Genomic DNA, 18,231 nt, shown 5'->3' on the forward strand with positions numbered 1-18,231 from the left:
AAAAAATAATGAAATGGTTTCAGAATCTTAAAATTGCTAACAAACTTATCGTGGGGTTCCTTTGTATCGCTGTGATTGCAGGGTTAATTGGTGTAGTCGGTATATTTAATCTTTCTAGCTTGTCCAAGGCAGATGTTGATTTATATGAGAATTATACGATACCCATGGGACAAATGGGAGATATTAGCGAAGCCTATCAAAAAGGTCGCGTAAATTTTAGAGATGTCCTTTTGACAAAAGATATAAATGTTCAAACGCAAAAGATGAAAAATTTTAATGATTCCATCAATAAAATGAAGGTGGGAAGTAATGAGATCGGTAAAACTTTGGTGAGTGATGATGGTCGTAAATTGCATAAGACACTTGAAGATACGATTGTTCAATATGAATCTTATTCAAAGAATTTATTTCCCATGATTCAGTCAGGTCAGAGTGCGCAAGTCAATCAATTGATACAAACTGAGGGTGTTCGAATTGCAGATACGATGGAAGATACGCTCGACAAATTAGGTGACATGAAGATCGAATTAGCAAAACAGAAAGCAATGGCTAATAAGGCCGATGCAAATAAAGCGATTCTCTTTATGATTCTTCTCGTTGTAGTGAGTATTGTTATCGCTACTGTCCTTGGCATCTATATTGCTCGGAAGATTTCTCAGCCAGTTAAAGAAATGGTTGATGTTGCAAGCAAGATTGCCAGTGGTGATTTGAATGTTGAAGTGAATGTCACGACAAGAGATGAAATTGGAAAGTTGGCTCAGACCTTCAATATGATGACAGACAATATCAATCGATCTATGAGTAGCATCAGTGAAGCGGCAGAACAAGTAGCTGCAGGTGCGCAGCAGATTGCTTCTTCTGGAGAAGTATTATCTCAAGGCTCTACGGAACAGGCTAGTGCTATTGAAGAGATCACGGCTTCTATGACACAAGTAGCTGTACAGACAAAACAAAATGCAGTTAATGCCAATCAGGCGAATGCGTTAGCCATATCTTCTAAAGAGCACGCTATAGAAGGCAATGCACAAATGCAGGAAATGATTGAATCCATGACTGAAATTAACGAATCATCAGCTAATATATCGAAGATTATTAAGGTTATTGATGAGATTGCATTCCAAACCAATATTCTAGCTCTCAATGCAGCAGTTGAAGCAGCCAGAGCGGGACAACACGGTAAAGGATTTGCTGTCGTGGCAGAAGAAGTCAGAAATTTAGCTGCTCGAAGCGCTGATGCAGCAAAAGAGACAACAGCAATGATTGAAGAGTCAATCAAAAAGGTACATATGGGGACAAAAATTGCCAATGATACTGCAGAAGCACTAGATGGTATTGTCCAAGGTGTTGCTAAGGCTGCAGAACTTGTCGGTCATATTGCGGAGGCTTCTAACGAACAAGCTTCAGCGATTTCTCAAATTAACCAAGCAATCAATCAAGTGTCGCAGGTAGTACAAACGAATTCAGCAACCGCACAGGAAAGTGCTTCTGCAAGCGAAGAGTTATCGAGCCAAGCTGAGGTCATGAGAGATAATGTATCTAAATTTAAACTAAAACAGAACAACCAAGGATTCACAGTTGGAGAAGGGGTAAGCCCAGATGTTTTGCGTGCGATTGAAGACATGATAGAACGAAAGAAATATAAGCAAGACAGACGTGATGATAAATATGAACGAGCATTATCATCACGAGGAAAAATTGACCTTGATGACCAGGAGTTTGGGAAATACTAATCGAAGTTTCATCTTGTGGCACTTGCTGTTTACAGAAAGGTATGGAATTTATGAATAACAATAAACGGAAGATTCGGGTTCTAGTGGTCGATGATTCTATCGTTTTTCGCGAAACCTTAGCCCGGCAAATTGCACAAGATCCTTTGATTGAGGTTGTGGCAAAAGCATCCGATCCATATATGGCTAGGGATAAAATTTTGGAGTTTGAGCCAGATGTGATGACCCTCGATGTAGAGATGCCTCGTATGAGTGGAATCGAGTTTTTGAAAAAGCTAATACCTCAGTATCCCATACCTGTTGTTGTGGTCAGTGCGGTAAGTCAAAGTGTATTTGATGCTTTAAATGCCGGTGCAGTTGATTTTGTCACAAAACCAGATCTCTCAAGTGGGCGGGGAGTTGATGCATTTATCAATGAGTTGATTGTTAAAATCAAAATTGCATCTACCGCTAAAGTGAAGACGCAAAAAAGAAATACGATCACGGCAGATAGTGCTCAGGGGGCTACTGGGGTGAAACAAAATTGCATGATTGCGATCGGAGCTTCTACAGGTGGGACTGAAGCGATTGATCGAATACTTAAAGGATTTCCTAGTAATATGCCAGGCACAGTTATTGTACAGCATATGCCACCGATCTTTACGACATTGTTTGCTGCGCGATTGAATAGTTCTTGCGCAGTTGAAGTAAAAGAAGCAAAAACAGGAGATTTGGTGCTGCCTGGTCGAGTTTTAATTGCCCCTGGTGATTATCATATGCGTGTTAAAAAAGTTAATCAGCATTACATGGTGGAATGTTTTAAAGGGGAAAAAGTTAATGGACATTGTCCATCGGTCGATGTTCTTTTTCACTCTGTAGCTGAGCACGCTGGTAATAATGCCATCGGAGTTATTTTGACAGGTATGGGGAATGATGGTGCTAGTGGTTTGCTTGCTCTTCGCAAATCTGGAGCGAATACATTAGGTCAAGATGAAGCTTCTTCTGTTGTCTACGGAATGCCTAAGGCAGCCTTTGCGATGGGGGCTGTTCAAGAACAGGTTTCTCTGGATCTTATTGCGCGCAAACTATATACTTTGGTAGATCGTAGGCGATAATATAAAATATGTAAGCAACCTCTCAAGATGTAATTGACATTTTGAGAGGTTGCTTTTTGAAAAAAAGATAAAAAATTGTAAAAAATTAAATTATTCCGACAAATTATAGCAGGGGATTGATATTTGATTAGCGAAGAGCTTATCTAAGAACAAATATTATTGCAAAAATCAAACTTTTTAGAATTACGAGTTTCCTAGTAATCTCCATAAAAATAGTGAGTAAATTTGGACACTGTTTAGCTAATGAGGGAGGGAAAGGTATGCACAGCATCTTTTATCCGGCAATAAGAATAATTAATCGGTTAAATTTTGCCAAAAAATTTGCATTAATTGGATTAATTTGTTTTTTACCATTGGCTGGTGCCAGCTTATTTCTATTGCAACAAGTAAATGAAGAAATTTCATTTATTGAAAAAGAGAGGGTTGGACTCGAGTATAATCGTTTAGTTCGAAGTGTCGTTGATGATATTCAGCAAACTAGAGGTATGACCAATGCTTTCTTAAATGGAGATATCACCTTTAAGGAAAAGATTCTTGTAAAAACAGCACAGATCAATGAAAAATTTCAAGTGTTAGAGACTCTGAGCAAAAAATCTAATTTTTCGGTGCAAGCTAATAAGCAGTTTGGGGAAACTCAAAAACAATGGGATGAACTAAAAAATACAAGCTTAACTTTAACACCGGCGGATAGTTTTAAGAAATATACACGTTTAATCTATCAGCTACTTGCTTTTAATATATATATATCGACTCAGACCAATCTTACCATCGACTCTCATTTAGATACGAATAATTTAGTGACGATGCTAAATGATAAATTATTGCCAAGTATTGAATTAATGGCCCAGGCGCGTGGAAGAGGGGCTGGTATTGCAGCAAGAAAAACTTTATCTGATAATGAAAAAATTATAATGTCTGTATTATCGGAAAATATAAAAACCAACTTAAATGACTTAATTAATGGATTAGATGTTGTATATCAACAAAACTCTACTTTTGAAAAACAATTTTCCACAGTCAGTGCGGAAATTTCAAATCGGATGGAGCTGTTAATACAAACGATCGATAAAGAGTTGCTTCAGACTAGACCTATTACGGTCGAACCAACAATCTATTTCAATACAACGACTCAAACAATTAATTCAGGTTATGCTTTTTATGATGCTGGTATTGATGTACTTGACCAAGTTTTAGAAAAACGAATTAACGAACAAAAAGAGATACGTAATATTTTTACATTCATATTAGTGATTGCCTTGATTCTCATTGTCTATGTTTTTTTTGCTATTCAAATTGCAGTTTTGCAAAATATGAAGAATTTAGAACAACTTGCAATGAATGTTTCAGAAGGTAATTTATGCTTTACAGCAGAGATTGCTGCCAAAGATGAGATGGGGCGGATTGCTAAAAGTTTTAATAAAATGACGAAAGCTCTTTGTGGATTGGTGAGTATGATGCATGAGAATATTGAAGCTTTGGCGAGTACGTCTCGGGAAATGACTGTCAGTGCCGATCAGTCGGCTCAGGCGACTGAACATATCGCCACTAATATCACGGATATCGCACAAGGAACTCAAAAGCAAGTCGAATATATTTTAAACAGTGGAGCTCTTGTAGGGCAAATTACACTGAGTATGAAAAAAATGTCAGACAAAACAATTGAAGTAGCCGAGACAACGGAAAAAACGGTTATAACTGCCCGAACTGGTGGAGAGGTGATTCAACAAGCGATTGAAAAAATGTCACATATTCAAGAAACAGTAAGTCATTCTACCCTTATGGTGGAGCAACTGGATCATCGTTCACAAAAAATCGGAAAAATTGTAGAAGCCATTTCAGAGATTGCTGGACAAACTAATTTATTGGCACTCAATGCAGCGATTGAAGCTGCTCGCGCAGGAGAACAAGGGCGAGGTTTTGCCGTAGTTGCTGATGAAGTACGCAAATTAGCGGAGCAATCTCAAACATCTGCCAAGCAAATTACTGATATTATTGGTGAAATACAACAAAATACTCGATCTGTTGTTGATTCCATGAAAAATGGTAATCAAGAAGTTGGTGATGGAGTAAAAATAGTTCATTCTGCAGGAAATGCTTTTACGGAAATTATCGAGCAGTTTGCCCAGGTGTCACAGAAGGTCAATGAAATATCTGCACCAATGGAGCAAATTTTACAAGATTGTCAACATGTTGTCGGGGCAGTAAAACAATCCGATGAGCTTGGGAGAGAAATTGCAGAGAAAGCGGAATCAATCTCAGCGGCAGCCCAAGAGCAAGCGGCATCGATGTTAGAGATGTCATCTGTCAGTCAAACGTTAGCGCAGTTAGCAGAAAAAACGAAAGATGCTTCCGATCATTTTATGGTTGAGTAATTTATAGACAATAATGAAACCGCTAATTACTTCCGAGAAGGTAGATAATTAGCGGTTTCATATAATTTAGATATTCTATTTTACTTAATCACATTTGAAGCCGATGGGAAGATGGCAGGGAACCATTATAGATGCTTTTCGCTATCTAACCATATAATGAATATATAGACCATCTATTTCTGATAAATCAATAACAGTACCATCTTCTTGTAACACGATTGAATTTGATGGTTTGTCTTTATTGACAAAAACGACTCGTCCTTGCTGGCCGTTTGTGAGAGTTACTAAGTTGCCAGAGAGGAAGTTCATCATATTTTCAGTAAAAGTCATACAAGTTTTAGCATCAATAGAATAAATTTCTTGACGTAATTTATCCAAACTTGAATAAGGGCTTAAGGCACCAGGAGTGTCACAATTGATTGTCAGAGATTCATCAAATAAATCTGCAACAGCTATAACTTTAGCATAAGGGTGAATATCTTCAGAGGTCAATTTATTCGGATATCCATTACCATCTTCTCTTTCATGATGATCTAATATACCGGAAAGTACACTTTCTGCAATACCAGGTGTTTTCTTAACTAAATCATACCCAAGAGTCGTATGTGTTTTATATAATTCGTAGTCCTTAGGGGCAAGGCGATGAGATTGGTTTAATATCTCTGGAGGTAGTTGGGATTTACCTACATCATGCAGTAAACCAGCTAGAGCAATGGCACTAACGCTTTCGGGTGGAAATTTGAGCCATGTAGCAATAAGGGCTGAAATTGCGCTTACATTCACGCTATGACGGAAAGTATAGTCGTCACATTGGGGTAAGTTATATAATTGGTCAATTGCATTGCCTGTTGTAGAGACATTATCAACGATATCATCAGCAGTGCGGGTAAATGTTTCTAGAGGGACTTGCTGAGTTTGACGAATATCGTCAAAGGCTTTTTGTACAACGGTCACTGATTGGTTATAACTGTTGATAAATTGCTGAATTTTAGGATCTGTTATAGGATTAGCTTCTATTTCAGTAATAATAGATACTTTATCAATATCCCAATTATGAAGTTTTTTAATAAGGGTCTTATTAATGATAGTACCTACACTTGCTAATATCTTTCCATCACTCGTGTAAACGTCACGTGCTAATTCCATACCTGGTACTAAAAACTCAATTCTTTGCTCAATAATTTTTTGAGATTTAATACTACTCATTTGCTACACCCCATATTCTATTTCGTAGATTATTATCTTCAATAAATTCATTTAAATTTCCTTTAATTTTTATAAAAACGACATAAAAAGATAATGAAAATCAGCAAATTAGGGGTCAGCGAAGTTGAGTTTGTGAATGGCAGTATTTTTTTATTCCTAAGTGAATCGATTATCACAATAAAGAGAGTAATTTAATGTGGTAATTAATTCCAATCGTGTAAAAATAGGACTTTTGGCCCTGGCTGACTCGCGAGTCATAATGATAGAATGAAAGTGATTAAACGTAGGGAGGAATTTATATGACATTACGACGTTATACTGCGGCCGTAGTCCTATCAACGGCGCTAGCATTTATTAGCCCGGCGGGCGTTGATGCCGCCTCATTTACTACCTCAACTCTTACTGCTTCGGTGGGCAATGTTAGTATATCATCTTCAGAAACTAGGTTGTCTGGCGATAACATCCGATTTGCGCAAGTTTTATCATCCAGCTATAATCGCACAGTTTCCCCAACTGAGTTAATTCGGCTAAGAGCTGATTTTGATTTCGGGCTTGGTGATATATCACTGATCTATGCTACAGCCGTCTATTCGGGTCGGTCTGTAGATGAAATTAGTCACTATCGTCATGAAAATATGGGCTGGGGTGAGATAGCCAAGTTGTATGGTGTCAAAGTGAAAGATCTCAAAAAAGGTAATGATGATGTTGTGAATGCTGCCCGGGAGCGGGGGATTGATGTCACGTACATAGAAATTGATGATCATGATGAGCGAGACCGTGATGACAAGAATGATCATAAGAAAGATAATAAGCGTGAGGATAAGTATCAAAAAGAAAAAGATCATGGACATAAAAAATGATATAGAAGAAGTTGGTCTAATGACCAGCTTCTTTTTTGATTACACCTAATATGAGGTAGAATCTAAAACAAGTCGGCAACAAAACTCTGGCAGTTATTTTTAAAAACGAATCATTTTAACGATTTGCTGAATCAAGTGCATTAGGCTTTTGCTTTGTCTAGAACGAATACTTTTACGTTTTTGATACCAAAGTCTTGAGCTTTATCCACGGATGTTTTTGCAATGTCAATACGATTCCCTTTAATGGCACCGCCTGTATCCTCGGCTACGGCGTATTCTCCGTGTCCATCAGGATATTGGATATATACTTTTGATCCTAAAGGAATAATGCTTGGATCCACGGCAATGATACCAGGACGGATCTGGGTACCCATAAAAGTTTTATCACCCCATTGATCGTTGTCATGGGCACCGGGTGCATAAGCAGTTGCCTTAATATCTAATACTTTCTTAAAATTATCTGGAACTTTATCAGAGGATGTGGCAGTTTGGTGATCCTTACCTTGGGACTGATGTTGAGCTGGCTTGTCAGCCTGATTTGATTTTTCCATTGGGTTCGATAAGGTAACAGAAGGATTATCGCCCTTAAGATCTGCTTGACTGCCAATTTGATTTGGAGTGTTAATATGCTCAGAGGTGGTAACTGGAGTTTGTCCAGCATTGGGATCGGCTGCAGCATGAACTGTGGCTGTTGGAATTCCTGGAATCATACCCGCAGATAATATGGTAGCAGCAGCCACCATGGCGGCAAGATTTTTAAATTTTTTGTAGATACGGGCAATTGTACGATGGCGCTTGTATTTATTTGTATGGCTCATTTTGATTGTCCTCCTTTTTCGATTCTTATTTATAGTGTCTACTAAATAGTGTTTGAAATCCTTAGTATTTCTTAGTATTTTTAAGACCAATCTGAAAATTATCTTGTAGTTTAGTACAGTATAAATTTACATGATGAAGCCGCTCTTAACTCCTATCTTTTTCAAGCAGGAGTTAAGAGCGGCTTAGTCTTTGTTTATTGGACCGTTACCCAAAGATCAGTGGATCTAGCGGTATCATTCGTATTTGGGATGATCGTTAGCTTACCTTTTCCAGGAGCTATTGCAATAAAGGTAGCCTTGGTGTTATCTGATCCACCTGTCTCTTGCTTCATAACAGCACCAAAAAAATTCTCACCCGAGGAAGTAAAACGGGTATTTACACTAAGACCAGGCGCAGGTTCCAGGATTAGTTTTTGCCCTACTTTTAATGGAACATTATTGGCAGAGAGCTGGACTTTGTCTGTAGTACCATAGCTATAGGTGATTCTAACATCAGTGATATCCGGTATTGGCTGAGCAGGAAGAGTCGGAGAAGGAGAAGTAGAAGGCGTAGGCGTTGGAGCGGGGTCAAGGGGTGTAATGTTTGTACATCCGCCTAGTAGTATCATCAATGACAATGCTAACCCTAGAGAAATACTGACCCATTTGGGGTTTTGTGTGATTTTCATAAAAACCTCTCCTTGTCATTGCAATAGATTTGGAAAATATAATGCAATGATTTTTATATCTGTTAAGATATAGAGTGATCTTTTACTAGTAAAATATGCAATGATTTTGATATATTATCAAGAATTGCGCAAGTATAAATTTGCTCCAATCTTTAGTCGCTACAGTGAAAGGCTATTTTCCATTTCTTTCTTTGGCCAACATTATTAGAAAGGGTTTTTGTTAGTGGAGGATGGATGATATCGCCAAGTGCTATAAAAAAATTCAGAAATAAACCAGCTGTAGAACGTTGCGCTAGTGGGAGAAGAATAGAGGTTGCTTCATGATAATCCATCTTGCCTTTGTCAAGATTAATCCAGTCAAATAAATCAGCTGCTACGAGTGCATTGTTCATTAATTGTGTCTTTAGATCTGAATCATCGTTATATATGCCTTTGTCAGCTATGGCATAATTCGTATAGTGTTGCTGCACCCAACTTTCATATTCTTTGTGTCCAGAAAAGACTTTTGCCCGTGCGTGATGAGGTACACATAAATCTTGCAGCAGATGGGCTGAAACCCCAAGTAAAAAGATTGCTTGATGATAGTTTCCACGGTGCATGTTATTGATTGCCTGCTGGTAATAACCATTAAAAGCTTCGGTTGCAGTCGTGAACTGCCATAATCCTTTGCCGCTTAATGGTTCAAAATAGTGACTGACATTTCGCCAGCCTTTATCGGCCCAATACACTCCTGCATTGAGCTCAGTGATATATCGAGTAAGAATTTGTGCATAAAGTTCAAATCCATCATTTTGTAAAATAGCGATTGCTTGATAATTGCAAAATTCATGAGTGATTCCTGGAGGATCAAACAATTTCTGAAAGGGGCTAATGGCTGTCAGAACTAGTTTTGCTCCGGCAACTGCCAGAGAATTCGCCAGGTTTGGTAAATACATGCCAGCACCTTCTTTATAGTATGGATGTTATACCGTTAAGCAATTATGCCCCTCGTATAATCGTATGATTTCTTTCTGTAATCGGATTAGGTGTGGAGCGTTCTTCAAATTGCTGATGTATGATGTTCGTTATACGCATAGAGCCATTTGTAACAAGGTGGTCATATAAGGTATGAGCGTCGCAATTTTTTTTAGCGATTTCATTAATTTCTTTACATGCTACTTTAGGGGAAGGGCAGTAATATCCCAGTCGATTTTTAGTCACATAGTCAATATTGCCGGTTTCTTGAATCCCAACCGCTTCTGTAATAATGAGTGGGCGTTTCATCGTAATACTTTCCATAATTGTACCTGGTCCAGCTTTCGAAACAATGACATCACTTGCAGACATCATTGTCTCCATATTGTTGACAAAGCCATATACATGAATGCGATTAGAGGTGTTTTTCCTGTTAATGAGTTCACTATATAATTGTTTATTATTTCCTGTTATGACTAAAATTTGTTTGTCTTTACATTCTTGTTCTAAAGTACTGACCCATTCATTCATATTTCCTGCACCAACACCACCTCCTGTGAGCAAAACTGTGAATCGATCTAATTCAATACCTAATTGTTTACGTGCTTGATTTTGTGTTAATTTATGATGTGTAAATTTGGGGTGTATGGGAAAACCAGTATACATAATATGATTAAGGGGAACTCCGTATTTTATCAAAGAGTGAAAGGCTTCTTGTGTGGGTACTAAATACAAATCTGCGCCTGGGGTCGCCCATGAAGCGTGAATGGTAACTAAGTCTGTTACGACTGTTATGATTGGCCAAGTCGCGTTGGACATTTTTCTAATTAGATGTAACAAACCAATGACGAGTGGATGAACGGCAACCACAATATCTGGTTGGATGGTTGCTAATTGTCGTTCAAGATGTTGACGACATTGGAAGTATATTATCCGCGTTAATGCGTTGATTCGTTTAATACTATTTGTTTTTCGAAAGAATAAGTTGTTTAGCCAGAGATGGTTTATGGAACAATAATCGTAGATTTCAGGTGCCTGTTTTAATCCTGGAAAAGCTGTTGCGCGTAAAAGATCAACAATTGTACACTGGACATTCTGCTTTGGATTCATTGCGGCAATTATTGCGGCAGCGGCACTGCGATGCCCACCACCTGTATCTGATATTGCAAACATAATTTTTTTTGGGTTATTCATCCTATATACACCCCTCAATCAAGTTTGTTTGTAATATGTGATCGATTTTGAATTAAAAGGTCCATTTAACTCTATTTTATAGGAATGAAAAAATTGTGGGTTATGCCTATGTTAAATAATTGTAAATAAAAAAATTCACTTAAATTTGTTAATTCTTCTATATCAAAATAGGGGTAACTTTTTATATAAAAGTTACCCCTATTTTGATATAGGCTTTATGGCTTTTTAGATTTCTTGCAACTTAGTCCTGGGTAGTAAAAGAATTAATAAGAGATACCTTTCCAAAGGCTTTCCCAGATTCCATGTAGCGATGGGCTTCGCCTATTTCATGAAAAGAAAATTGTCTTTCATCTCGATTGATGCGTAATTGCCCTTTTTCGATCATATTACTGATCTCGTGTAATATGATACGATGACGTTTTCGGTCAAGATTGTGTACTAGTGGTATCAACATGAAGACAGCATGTAGACTGATAGCTTTTGCATGCATTATACCAAGATCGAGAGTCACTCTTGCATTCGTAGTACAAACGGAACCATTATGCTTTACTGCTTTGAAGCTGTTAATTAAATTATCACCACCCACAGGATCGAGGACTATATCAAAACCTTTACCGTCCGTATGCTTTTCTACATACTCCTCAACTGATTCTTCATTGGAAAATATAACAACGTCAACTCCTAAATCCTTGGCAATCACAGCTTGTTTTTCACTTCGTACTGTTCCATATACCACGGCTCCTTGGTGTTTTGCCAATTGTAACCCAATATGTCCTACACCACCAGCAATACCATGTATTAGTACTTTATCTCCTGCATTAACATGTACTTTTTCTCTGAGTGCTTCCCAAGCTGTTATACTGACAAGAGGGAATAAAGCCGCTGTAGCATGATCTATAGTTGTAGGTTTTTTCCCAATTAAATTAACATCAACGAGCATGTAATCAGCCAGTGCTCCCTGAAGTGAACCAACACCTCCAGCACATCCAAAAACTTCATCCCCTATATTCCATTGTGAGATATTGTCGCCTAAAGCCACTATTTCACCAGAAAAATCAGCATTTAAGATAGCAGGGAAGGCAGGAGTAATTCCAGGGACTAATCCTGAGCGAATTTTTGTTTCAATGGGGTTGATACTACTAGCAGCAACTTTTACCAAAGCATAACCTGGTTTTACATCTGGTTTATTCATATCGGCTATTTCGAAGACTTCAGGTCCACCATAATTACGGATTACCATTGCTTTCATGTTGATATTCCTCCTTTTTGCTTTCTTCTAGGTTTATTATAATCTGCGCGACATAAAATGGACAACAAATAACCTCAACCTTAGCAAAAAGTAAGGTTGAGGTTATTTGTTGTCCATTTATTCTGGTTCTGGTGTTTTAAAATAAGTATCAATCATTTCTTCAGCAAGCTGTTTAGCGGCAGTCGCTTCAGCGACTAACAATAATACAGTTAAGAATTTTTCAATCATATCTTTACTACCATGATTTTCAAAAGGATTATTAATTTTTTGGCAGACTCGATTAAAGCGATCTTCAAAGTCGTTACAAGTATCAAAGTATTCTTCTTTTTGGAACTCTAAGAAAGCTTTATAGATATCATCAAGAGGGAGTATTGACTCTTTTACATCCGATGTTTCTAAATTTTTTAATATAGGATTAAAAATAGTTTTGATATCATCTAGGGATAAAACTTGTTTAAGATGAAAGATTAAGCTTAATAGAATGATGTGGTTTTTGTCATATTTCTTTTTATCTGATGGGTTGAGTAATCCATTTTTTGTATAATTGTTAATCATTGATTTACTGATTGCAATACTGGTTTCATCGCCTTTGCGCCGATGGTGGAGTTTGCTATTTAATAATTCTGTTACTTGGTCTGCATATTGTTTAATCGAAGGAATCTCTTCTGCTTTTAATTCATTATCAAGCAGTTTGATTGCAAATTTTTCTAAAATAGATTTTGTAATTTCCATAGTAAACACCTCTCATGACATTATATTATTTTTAAATGCTAGCTGTCAAAATTATTATGATTAGATTTGCTAAATAAAATAACTAGATTTAAGTAAAAAAGATATTGTAGTTTTAAAAACTATGTGATACAATGTTGACATCGGAAAAGAAAATAATAAAAACTATAACAAATAATTAAATAAAACTTAATATCTGTTTTGAATATTGATGATTAATAGTTGATTGTATAAAAAGAGACAAGCTATTTCGAATTCATTCGTGTTCTAAGAAAAGAATATAAAAATATGGTGTAAAGGGGATATATCATGGCAATTAGTTTACAAAAAGGTCAAAAAATTGATTTAACAAAAGGGAATGCTGGACTCTCGGACTTAATTGTTGGTCTCGGCTGGGATCCAGTGGAGCAATCTGGAGGGAGTGGTTTTCTTAACAATTTATTTGGTGACAAAAAAACGGAAATTGATTGTGATGCCTCTGTTCTCTTGTTAGATGCTAATGGAGCTTTTACTCGTAAGGAACATCTGGTTTTCTTCAATAATTTAAAAAGCCCTTGTGGTAGCATTGTTCATTTAGGGGACAATCGTACAGGTGGTGGTGATGGTGATGATGAACAAATATTAATTCAGTTACATAAAGTAGCTGCAGATGTGCATAAAATAGTTTTTGTAGTGAATATTTACGATTGTCAGAAACGTAAACAAGATTTTGGTATGATTAAAAATGCATTTATTAGAGTCATTAATAAATCAAATATGCAAGAAATAACCAGATTTAATTTGACGGAAAATTATGCTGGTAAAACAGCATTAATTGTAGGTGAAGTTTATCGTTATCAAGGAGAATGGAAATTTGCTGCTCTAGGTGAAAGTACACAAGACCTTTCGATTAGTGCTGTAGTTGGGCGATACACGAAGTAAAAAATATATAAAATAAAAAATAGGGGGTCATGACATGGCAGTTAGCTTAAGTAAAGGTCAAAAGGTAGATTTAACAAAAACAAATCCTGGTTTAAAGAAAATCATTGTAGGTTTGGGTTGGGATACAAATAAGTATGATGGTGGTCATGATTTTGACTTGGATGCCTCAGCTTTTGTTCTTGGTGATACAGGAAAAGTAAAAGATGAGAAGGATTTTGTATTTTATAATAATCCAACAGGTGCCCAAGGGGCAGTCGTACACATTGGAGATAATCGTACTGGTGCAGGTGATGGGGATGATGAACAAATTAAAATTGAGATATCTCAAATCCCTGCAGATGTACAAAAACTTGCTTTCACCATTACGATTCATGATGCAGAGGTCCGTAAACAAAATTTTGGACAAGTTGCTAATGCATATGTTCGTATTCTGAATGAAGAAACTGGTAAAGAGCTTATTCGTTATGATTTAGGTGAAGATTTTTCTATTGAAACAGCGATTGTTGTAGCAGAAGTATATCGTAATGGCTCTGAATGGAAGTTTAATGCTATTGGGAGCGGATTTCAAGGTGGTTTAGCTGCCTTATGCACCAATTTTGGCTTAAGTATCGCCTAGTCATGTAAGAAATGAAAAAATATAAGTAAAGTTTTTAATAAATATGCGATGTTTTTATTCGTATCTGTCAAAGGATACGAATAAAAACATCTTGATCATATAAACTAAGAAAATCATAGTAAGTTATAACCAAAGGAGGTACTAAGAAATGAGTGACTTTATAACAGGAATTCTAGGAAATTATTCTCATTTTTTTAATGTAGCGGAGTTATTATCCGTTGTTTATAATCCGATGAATTGGGCAATTATTGGCAGCTTGATTGTATTAGAAGGTCTTTTATCAGCTGATAATGCCTTAGTATTAGCGATTATGGTAAAACATTTACCGAAAGCACAGCAGAAAAAAGCCTTGTTTTATGGTATCTTAGGGGCTTATTTGTTCCGTTTTGTTGCCATTGGTCTCGGAACCTACTTAATTACAATCTGGTGGGTAAAAGCCGCTGGTGCTTTGTATTTATTGTGGATGGCAGTGCAATTCTTTCTTAAGAAAAAAGCAGAAGAAGAAAATGAGGTTCCTAAAGTACCCCATGGCTTTTGGCGTACGGTACTTGCTGTTGAAATCATGGATATTGCTTTTAGTATTGACAGTGTACTCGCCGCTTTTGGTGTTAGTGATCAAATCTGGGTATTATACCTAGGTGGTATTTTTGGTGTTATGATGATGCGAGGGGTAGCGCAAATTTTCTTGACTTTGATTGAGCGTTATCCAGGTTTAGAAATGACGGCGTACATTATTATCGGTATTATTGGTGCAAAAATGATGGCATCGGTTTTTGACTATCATGTGAGTCAAGTTGTATTCTTTTCTACTTTGATCGTTATCTTTATGGGAACGTTTGTAGTCCATCATTTAACTGGACGTGAATCAGGAGATGGTTCAACACCGCGTTAAGTAAAGTTGAGGATATATAAAGGCTCACCACACAGTGCTTTTACTGTTTGGTGAGCCTCTTTAGGTATTTGAATCTGCTTAATCTTTACTCAAGAAGAGCTGGTTTTCCAAGATGATAACCTTGACCATGATCACTAGTTAGTTCTTTTAAAATCGTTAGAATTACCTCATTTTCCCCATCCTCCATTGTATGTGATCGGAAAATCATACTGATAGATTGATGCGATCGAACGATTTGAGAAAAGAGAAAAGAGAAAAGCGGAACTTATAGAAGGAGATATAAACGAGTTTCACGAAATGTAGTTTATTCACCCAATTATTGCTAAATTGATTACTGGTGGAGGGTCTTTGATTATGGAATTACGGCAAATTAAATATTTTTGTATGGTAAGTAAATTAAACAGTTTTACTAAAGCTGCAGAAAAGTTGCATATTTCCCAACCTTCTATAACCCAAGCTATTCGTAAATTGGAGCAAGAACTCGACGTTCAGCTTTTTGACAGAAGTAAAAAAAAATCTGTTCTTACTTCTGAGGGACAAGCTTTTGTAATTCGAATGGAAAAGGTTCTTCATGAATTTGAGCAAGCTGTTGATGAACTAAAAGACTTTAGAAACTTGCAAAAAGGTACTATAAAAGTAGGCATTCCACCAATGATTGTATCGTATCTGTTTCCTGATATATTTTCCTGTTTTAAAAATTCATATCCAGGTTTACAACTTCTCCCTTCTGAAGAAACATCGTCTTTAGAGGCCGCTGCTAAATTGGAAACAGATGAGCTTGATTTAGCCATCATTATTTTACCTGAGCATTCAACAACTCTGGATACTTTGACGATCACAGAAGAGCAACTTGTCCTGTGCATGCATCCTGAGCATCCCCTATGTAAGAAGCAATTCATCAGTTTTGACCAACTAAAAGATGAAAAGTTTATCTTGCTTAAAGCGGGATCCTATCAGCATCAAATGGTCATTAATCGATGTTTACATCATGATTTCATGCCTAATACGATATTTTCTTCAAATCAAATTAAAACAATAAAAAGCTTAATTGCCAACGGTTCAGGTATTTCCCTTCTGATGGAAATGGTCGTTAAAGACGATCCGCAGATTGCCGTCACTCCGTTGGATAAACCAATTAAATTTGATATTGGCTTGGCCTGGAAAAAAGATAAATATTTATCCAATGCATCCATGGGTTTTATAAAATTTCTTGAAGAGAGGTATAAGGTTACTAGGAAGTTTAACGAATCCTCATTCGTAGAAAGATAAGTGGCACAATTACCTATAATTCTAGATACAAAGTTTATATTTGATAATGATACGTAACACCCGCGACTGCATCTCGCGGGTGTTGTTATGTCTCTTACGAAACTCTTCTTATGTGTAGCTCAAGTCTTATTACGGTTATATCGATCATAGGCGTACCTTATTATCTCATTGGTTTATACTATTATATTTTTATGACCGTACATGATACTGTATAGATAAAGTATTAGATTTTTGATTCGCATGTTAGGGAGGGAATTAGTAATGATAACCGATGAAATTAAAGAAAAAATCCGTAAAATTGTTGGTCCATCCCATGCAATCGACTCTGTCGTCGAGTGTTTTGGTTATTCGTATGACTCATCCTTTGTTTCCATGTCCCAAGAAAATATTCCAGAACTTGTAGTACGGCCAGGTACTACAGAGGAAGTAGCGAACGTGATGACCATTGCGAATGAGTATGGTATTCCCGTAACACCTCGCGGAACGGCCAGCGGACGTACAGGAGGGAGTATTCCTGTTAAAAGTGGTATTTCTCTTTCTTTAGAACGTATGAAGAGTATCGTGGAATTGGACGAAGGAAATATGATGATTACGGTCGAAGCTGGTGTACGAACTTTTGATGTTTATAATTTCTGTGCAGAAAAAGGCCTATTTTATCCTCCTGATCCAGCCAGTTGGAAATACTCAACAATTGGCGGAAATGTAGGAGAAAATGCTGGCGGAATGCGTGCCGTTAAATATGGTGTAACGAGTAATTATGTTATGGGACTCGAAGTTGTAAAAGCTGATGGCAGTGTTATTCATACGGGTGGTAAAGCCATAAAAAATGTCACAGGCTATAATCTCACTCAGTTATTCACTGGTTCGGAAGGTACTCTAGGGATCATCACAAAAGTTCTTCTCCGGTTAATTCCTATGCCCAAGGCACGAAATACCATGCAACTTATGTTTCCTTCATTAGATGCTGCCTGTAATACCATTCATAGAATGCTGATCGCTGGAGTCGTACCAGCGGCCGCAGAATTAATGGATAAAATCAGCATTCAAGCCGTAGCTAGACACCGGAACCTTGATATTCATTCTGCCATTGAAGCTTGCATCATATTAGAAATTGACGGTGAGAGCAATGTTGATCTAGAGAAGCAGGCAAAGCAAATTCAAATTATTGCCCATGAACTTCAGGTATCAGAAGTTCGGATCGCTGCTTCACAGCAGGAAGTAGACGAAATTTGGTCAATACGCCGAGGATTGAGTTCGGCAATTGGTGCTATGGCACCTAACAGATTTGGTGAGGACATTTCAGTCCCACGCGATGCTTTTCCTAAAGCTGTTCGCCATATCCAAGAAATTTCAAAAAAATACGATTTAACAATTGCCGTATATGGACATGCAGGCGATGGAAATATTCATCCTTCAGTGCTTTGTGATTTATCTCAGCCTGAAGAAGATAAAAAAGTTCATCAGGCGATCGATGAAATATTTGATGTGGCTCTTGCCCTTGGCGGAACGTTATCAGGAGAACATGGCATTGGTATTACTAAACGATCCTATATTGCCAAAGCATTAGGGGATGAAGGGGTCAATACTCTAAAAATGATTAAACAAGCTCTTGATCCTAAGGGCATTCTTAATCCAGGGAAAATTTGGTGAAGGAGAAACTTG

16 protein-coding genes are annotated in these 18,231 nt (G+C 37.2%); 9 read left to right on the forward strand and 7 right to left on the reverse strand.

Annotated features, from left to right (window positions below):
• The first annotated feature begins 8 nt into the window (after nucleotides 1–8).
• The 3 genes from ACAN52_RS08175 (at nucleotide 9) to ACAN52_RS08185 (ending at nucleotide 5,193) form a co-directional block, all read left to right on the forward strand.
• Entirely contained in the window at nucleotides 9–1,730 is a 1,722-nt protein-coding gene (locus ACAN52_RS08175) for a methyl-accepting chemotaxis protein (protein WP_378954144.1), read from the forward strand.
• A gap of 50 nt (nucleotides 1,731–1,780) precedes the next feature.
• On the forward strand, nucleotides 1,781–2,821 hold the full coding sequence (locus ACAN52_RS08180; RefSeq protein ID WP_378954146.1) for a chemotaxis response regulator protein-glutamate methylesterase: 1,041 nt from the start codon (nucleotides 1,781–1,783) through the stop codon (nucleotides 2,819–2,821).
• Nucleotides 2,822–3,081: 260 nt separating this feature from the next.
• Nucleotides 3,082–5,193 carry a methyl-accepting chemotaxis protein gene (locus tag ACAN52_RS08185; RefSeq protein ID WP_378954147.1) on the forward strand — a complete coding sequence of 704 codons (2,112 nt, stop codon included), beginning with the start codon at nucleotides 3,082–3,084 and terminating at the stop codon, nucleotides 5,191–5,193.
• A gap of 141 nt (nucleotides 5,194–5,334) precedes the next feature.
• Here ACAN52_RS08185 and ACAN52_RS08190 read toward each other — a convergent pair whose 3' ends face one another.
• The gene (locus tag ACAN52_RS08190) at nucleotides 5,335–6,399 is read right to left on the reverse strand and encodes an HD-GYP domain-containing protein (RefSeq protein WP_378954149.1); all 1,065 of its coding nucleotides are present in this window, start codon (nucleotides 6,397–6,399) and stop codon (nucleotides 5,335–5,337) included.
• Nucleotides 6,400–6,698: 299 nt separating this feature from the next.
• Here ACAN52_RS08190 and ACAN52_RS08195 point away from each other — a divergent pair, with 299 nt between their 5' ends.
• Nucleotides 6,699–7,259 (forward strand): hypothetical protein, encoded by a 561-nt coding sequence (locus ACAN52_RS08195; RefSeq protein WP_378954151.1) that lies wholly within the window; start codon nucleotides 6,699–6,701, stop codon nucleotides 7,257–7,259.
• Nucleotides 7,260–7,399: 140 nt separating this feature from the next.
• Here the strand turns inward: ACAN52_RS08195 and ACAN52_RS08200 are convergent, their stop codons facing one another.
• The 6 genes from ACAN52_RS08200 to ACAN52_RS08225 all read right to left on the reverse strand — a co-directional run bounded on the left by ACAN52_RS08200 (nucleotide 7,400) and on the right by ACAN52_RS08225 (nucleotide 12,874).
• A complete protein-coding gene (locus tag ACAN52_RS08200; RefSeq protein ID WP_378954153.1) occupies nucleotides 7,400–8,077 on the reverse strand; it encodes a 3D domain-containing protein in 678 nt (225 codons plus the stop codon).
• A gap of 194 nt (nucleotides 8,078–8,271) precedes the next feature.
• A complete protein-coding gene (locus ACAN52_RS08205; protein ID WP_378954154.1) occupies nucleotides 8,272–8,745 on the reverse strand; it encodes a hypothetical protein in 474 nt (157 codons plus the stop codon).
• A gap of 152 nt (nucleotides 8,746–8,897) precedes the next feature.
• A complete protein-coding gene (locus ACAN52_RS08210) occupies nucleotides 8,898–9,680 on the reverse strand; it encodes a zinc dependent phospholipase C family protein (RefSeq protein ID WP_378954155.1) in 783 nt (260 codons plus the stop codon).
• Nucleotides 9,681–9,723: 43 nt separating this feature from the next.
• Nucleotides 9,724–10,893 (reverse strand): glycosyltransferase, encoded by a 1,170-nt coding sequence (locus ACAN52_RS08215; RefSeq protein WP_378954157.1) that lies wholly within the window; start codon nucleotides 10,891–10,893, stop codon nucleotides 9,724–9,726.
• A 241-nt stretch (nucleotides 10,894–11,134) separates the two neighbouring features.
• Nucleotides 11,135–12,142, reverse strand: a complete 1,008-nt coding sequence (locus tag ACAN52_RS08220) for a zinc-dependent alcohol dehydrogenase family protein (RefSeq protein WP_378954158.1) — start codon at nucleotides 12,140–12,142, stop codon at nucleotides 11,135–11,137.
• A gap of 117 nt (nucleotides 12,143–12,259) precedes the next feature.
• Nucleotides 12,260–12,874: a DUF1836 domain-containing protein gene (locus tag ACAN52_RS08225; RefSeq protein ID WP_378954159.1), complete on the reverse strand. Its 615-nt coding sequence runs from the start codon at nucleotides 12,872–12,874 to the stop codon at nucleotides 12,260–12,262.
• Between the two features lie 306 nt (nucleotides 12,875–13,180).
• On the opposite strand from ACAN52_RS08225, the gene ACAN52_RS08230 reads away from it, so the two are divergent.
• The 5 genes from ACAN52_RS08230 (at nucleotide 13,181) to ACAN52_RS08250 (ending at nucleotide 18,219) form a co-directional block, all read left to right on the forward strand.
• Nucleotides 13,181–13,792, forward strand: coding sequence for a TerD family protein (locus ACAN52_RS08230; RefSeq protein WP_378954161.1), 612 nt, complete (start codon nucleotides 13,181–13,183; stop codon nucleotides 13,790–13,792).
• A 34-nt stretch (nucleotides 13,793–13,826) separates the two neighbouring features.
• Entirely contained in the window at nucleotides 13,827–14,408 is a 582-nt protein-coding gene (locus tag ACAN52_RS08235) for a TerD family protein (protein ID WP_378954162.1), read from the forward strand.
• 148 nt (nucleotides 14,409–14,556) lie between these two features.
• Nucleotides 14,557–15,300 carry a TerC family protein gene (locus tag ACAN52_RS08240; RefSeq protein WP_378954165.1) on the forward strand — a complete coding sequence of 248 codons (744 nt, stop codon included), beginning with the start codon at nucleotides 14,557–14,559 and terminating at the stop codon, nucleotides 15,298–15,300.
• A 354-nt stretch (nucleotides 15,301–15,654) separates the two neighbouring features.
• Entirely contained in the window at nucleotides 15,655–16,569 is a 915-nt protein-coding gene (locus ACAN52_RS08245) for a LysR family transcriptional regulator (protein ID WP_378954167.1), read from the forward strand.
• A 261-nt stretch (nucleotides 16,570–16,830) separates the two neighbouring features.
• Entirely contained in the window at nucleotides 16,831–18,219 is a 1,389-nt protein-coding gene (locus ACAN52_RS08250; RefSeq protein ID WP_378954168.1) for an FAD-binding oxidoreductase, read from the forward strand.
• Nucleotides 18,220–18,231 lie beyond the last annotated feature (12 nt).

This window comes from Pelosinus sp. sgz500959 (genome assembly GCF_042610375.1).
GTDB lineage: Bacteria > Bacillota > Negativicutes > DSM-13327 > DSM-13327 > CTSoil-075.

Bases quoted from the DNA above. Each gene is read 5' to 3' on its own strand.
- ACAN52_RS08175 (WP_378954144.1), top strand. From the start codon at position 9: ATGAAATGGTTTCAGAATCTTAAAATTGCTAACAAACTTATCGTGGGG.
- ACAN52_RS08180 (WP_378954146.1), top strand. From the start codon at position 1,781: ATGAATAACAATAAACGGAAGATTCGGGTTCTAGTGGTCGATGATTCT.
- ACAN52_RS08185 (WP_378954147.1), top strand. From the start codon at position 3,082: ATGCACAGCATCTTTTATCCGGCAATAAGAATAATTAATCGGTTAAAT.
- ACAN52_RS08190 (WP_378954149.1), bottom strand. From the start codon at position 6,399: ATGAGTAGTATTAAATCTCAAAAAATTATTGAGCAAAGAATTGAGTTT.
- ACAN52_RS08195 (WP_378954151.1), top strand. From the start codon at position 6,699: ATGACATTACGACGTTATACTGCGGCCGTAGTCCTATCAACGGCGCTA.
- ACAN52_RS08200 (WP_378954153.1), bottom strand. From the start codon at position 8,077: ATGAGCCATACAAATAAATACAAGCGCCATCGTACAATTGCCCGTATC.
- ACAN52_RS08205 (WP_378954154.1), bottom strand. From the start codon at position 8,745: ATGAAAATCACACAAAACCCCAAATGGGTCAGTATTTCTCTAGGGTTA.
- ACAN52_RS08210 (WP_378954155.1), bottom strand. From the start codon at position 9,680: ATGTATTTACCAAACCTGGCGAATTCTCTGGCAGTTGCCGGAGCAAAA.
- ACAN52_RS08215 (WP_378954157.1), bottom strand. From the start codon at position 10,893: ATGAATAACCCAAAAAAAATTATGTTTGCAATATCAGATACAGGTGGT.
- ACAN52_RS08220 (WP_378954158.1), bottom strand. From the start codon at position 12,142: ATGAAAGCAATGGTAATCCGTAATTATGGTGGACCTGAAGTCTTCGAA.
- ACAN52_RS08225 (WP_378954159.1), bottom strand. From the start codon at position 12,874: ATGGAAATTACAAAATCTATTTTAGAAAAATTTGCAATCAAACTGCTT.
- ACAN52_RS08230 (WP_378954161.1), top strand. From the start codon at position 13,181: ATGGCAATTAGTTTACAAAAAGGTCAAAAAATTGATTTAACAAAAGGG.
- ACAN52_RS08235 (WP_378954162.1), top strand. From the start codon at position 13,827: ATGGCAGTTAGCTTAAGTAAAGGTCAAAAGGTAGATTTAACAAAAACA.
- ACAN52_RS08240 (WP_378954165.1), top strand. From the start codon at position 14,557: ATGAGTGACTTTATAACAGGAATTCTAGGAAATTATTCTCATTTTTTT.
- ACAN52_RS08245 (WP_378954167.1), top strand. From the start codon at position 15,655: ATGGAATTACGGCAAATTAAATATTTTTGTATGGTAAGTAAATTAAAC.
- ACAN52_RS08250 (WP_378954168.1), top strand. From the start codon at position 16,831: ATGATAACCGATGAAATTAAAGAAAAAATCCGTAAAATTGTTGGTCCA.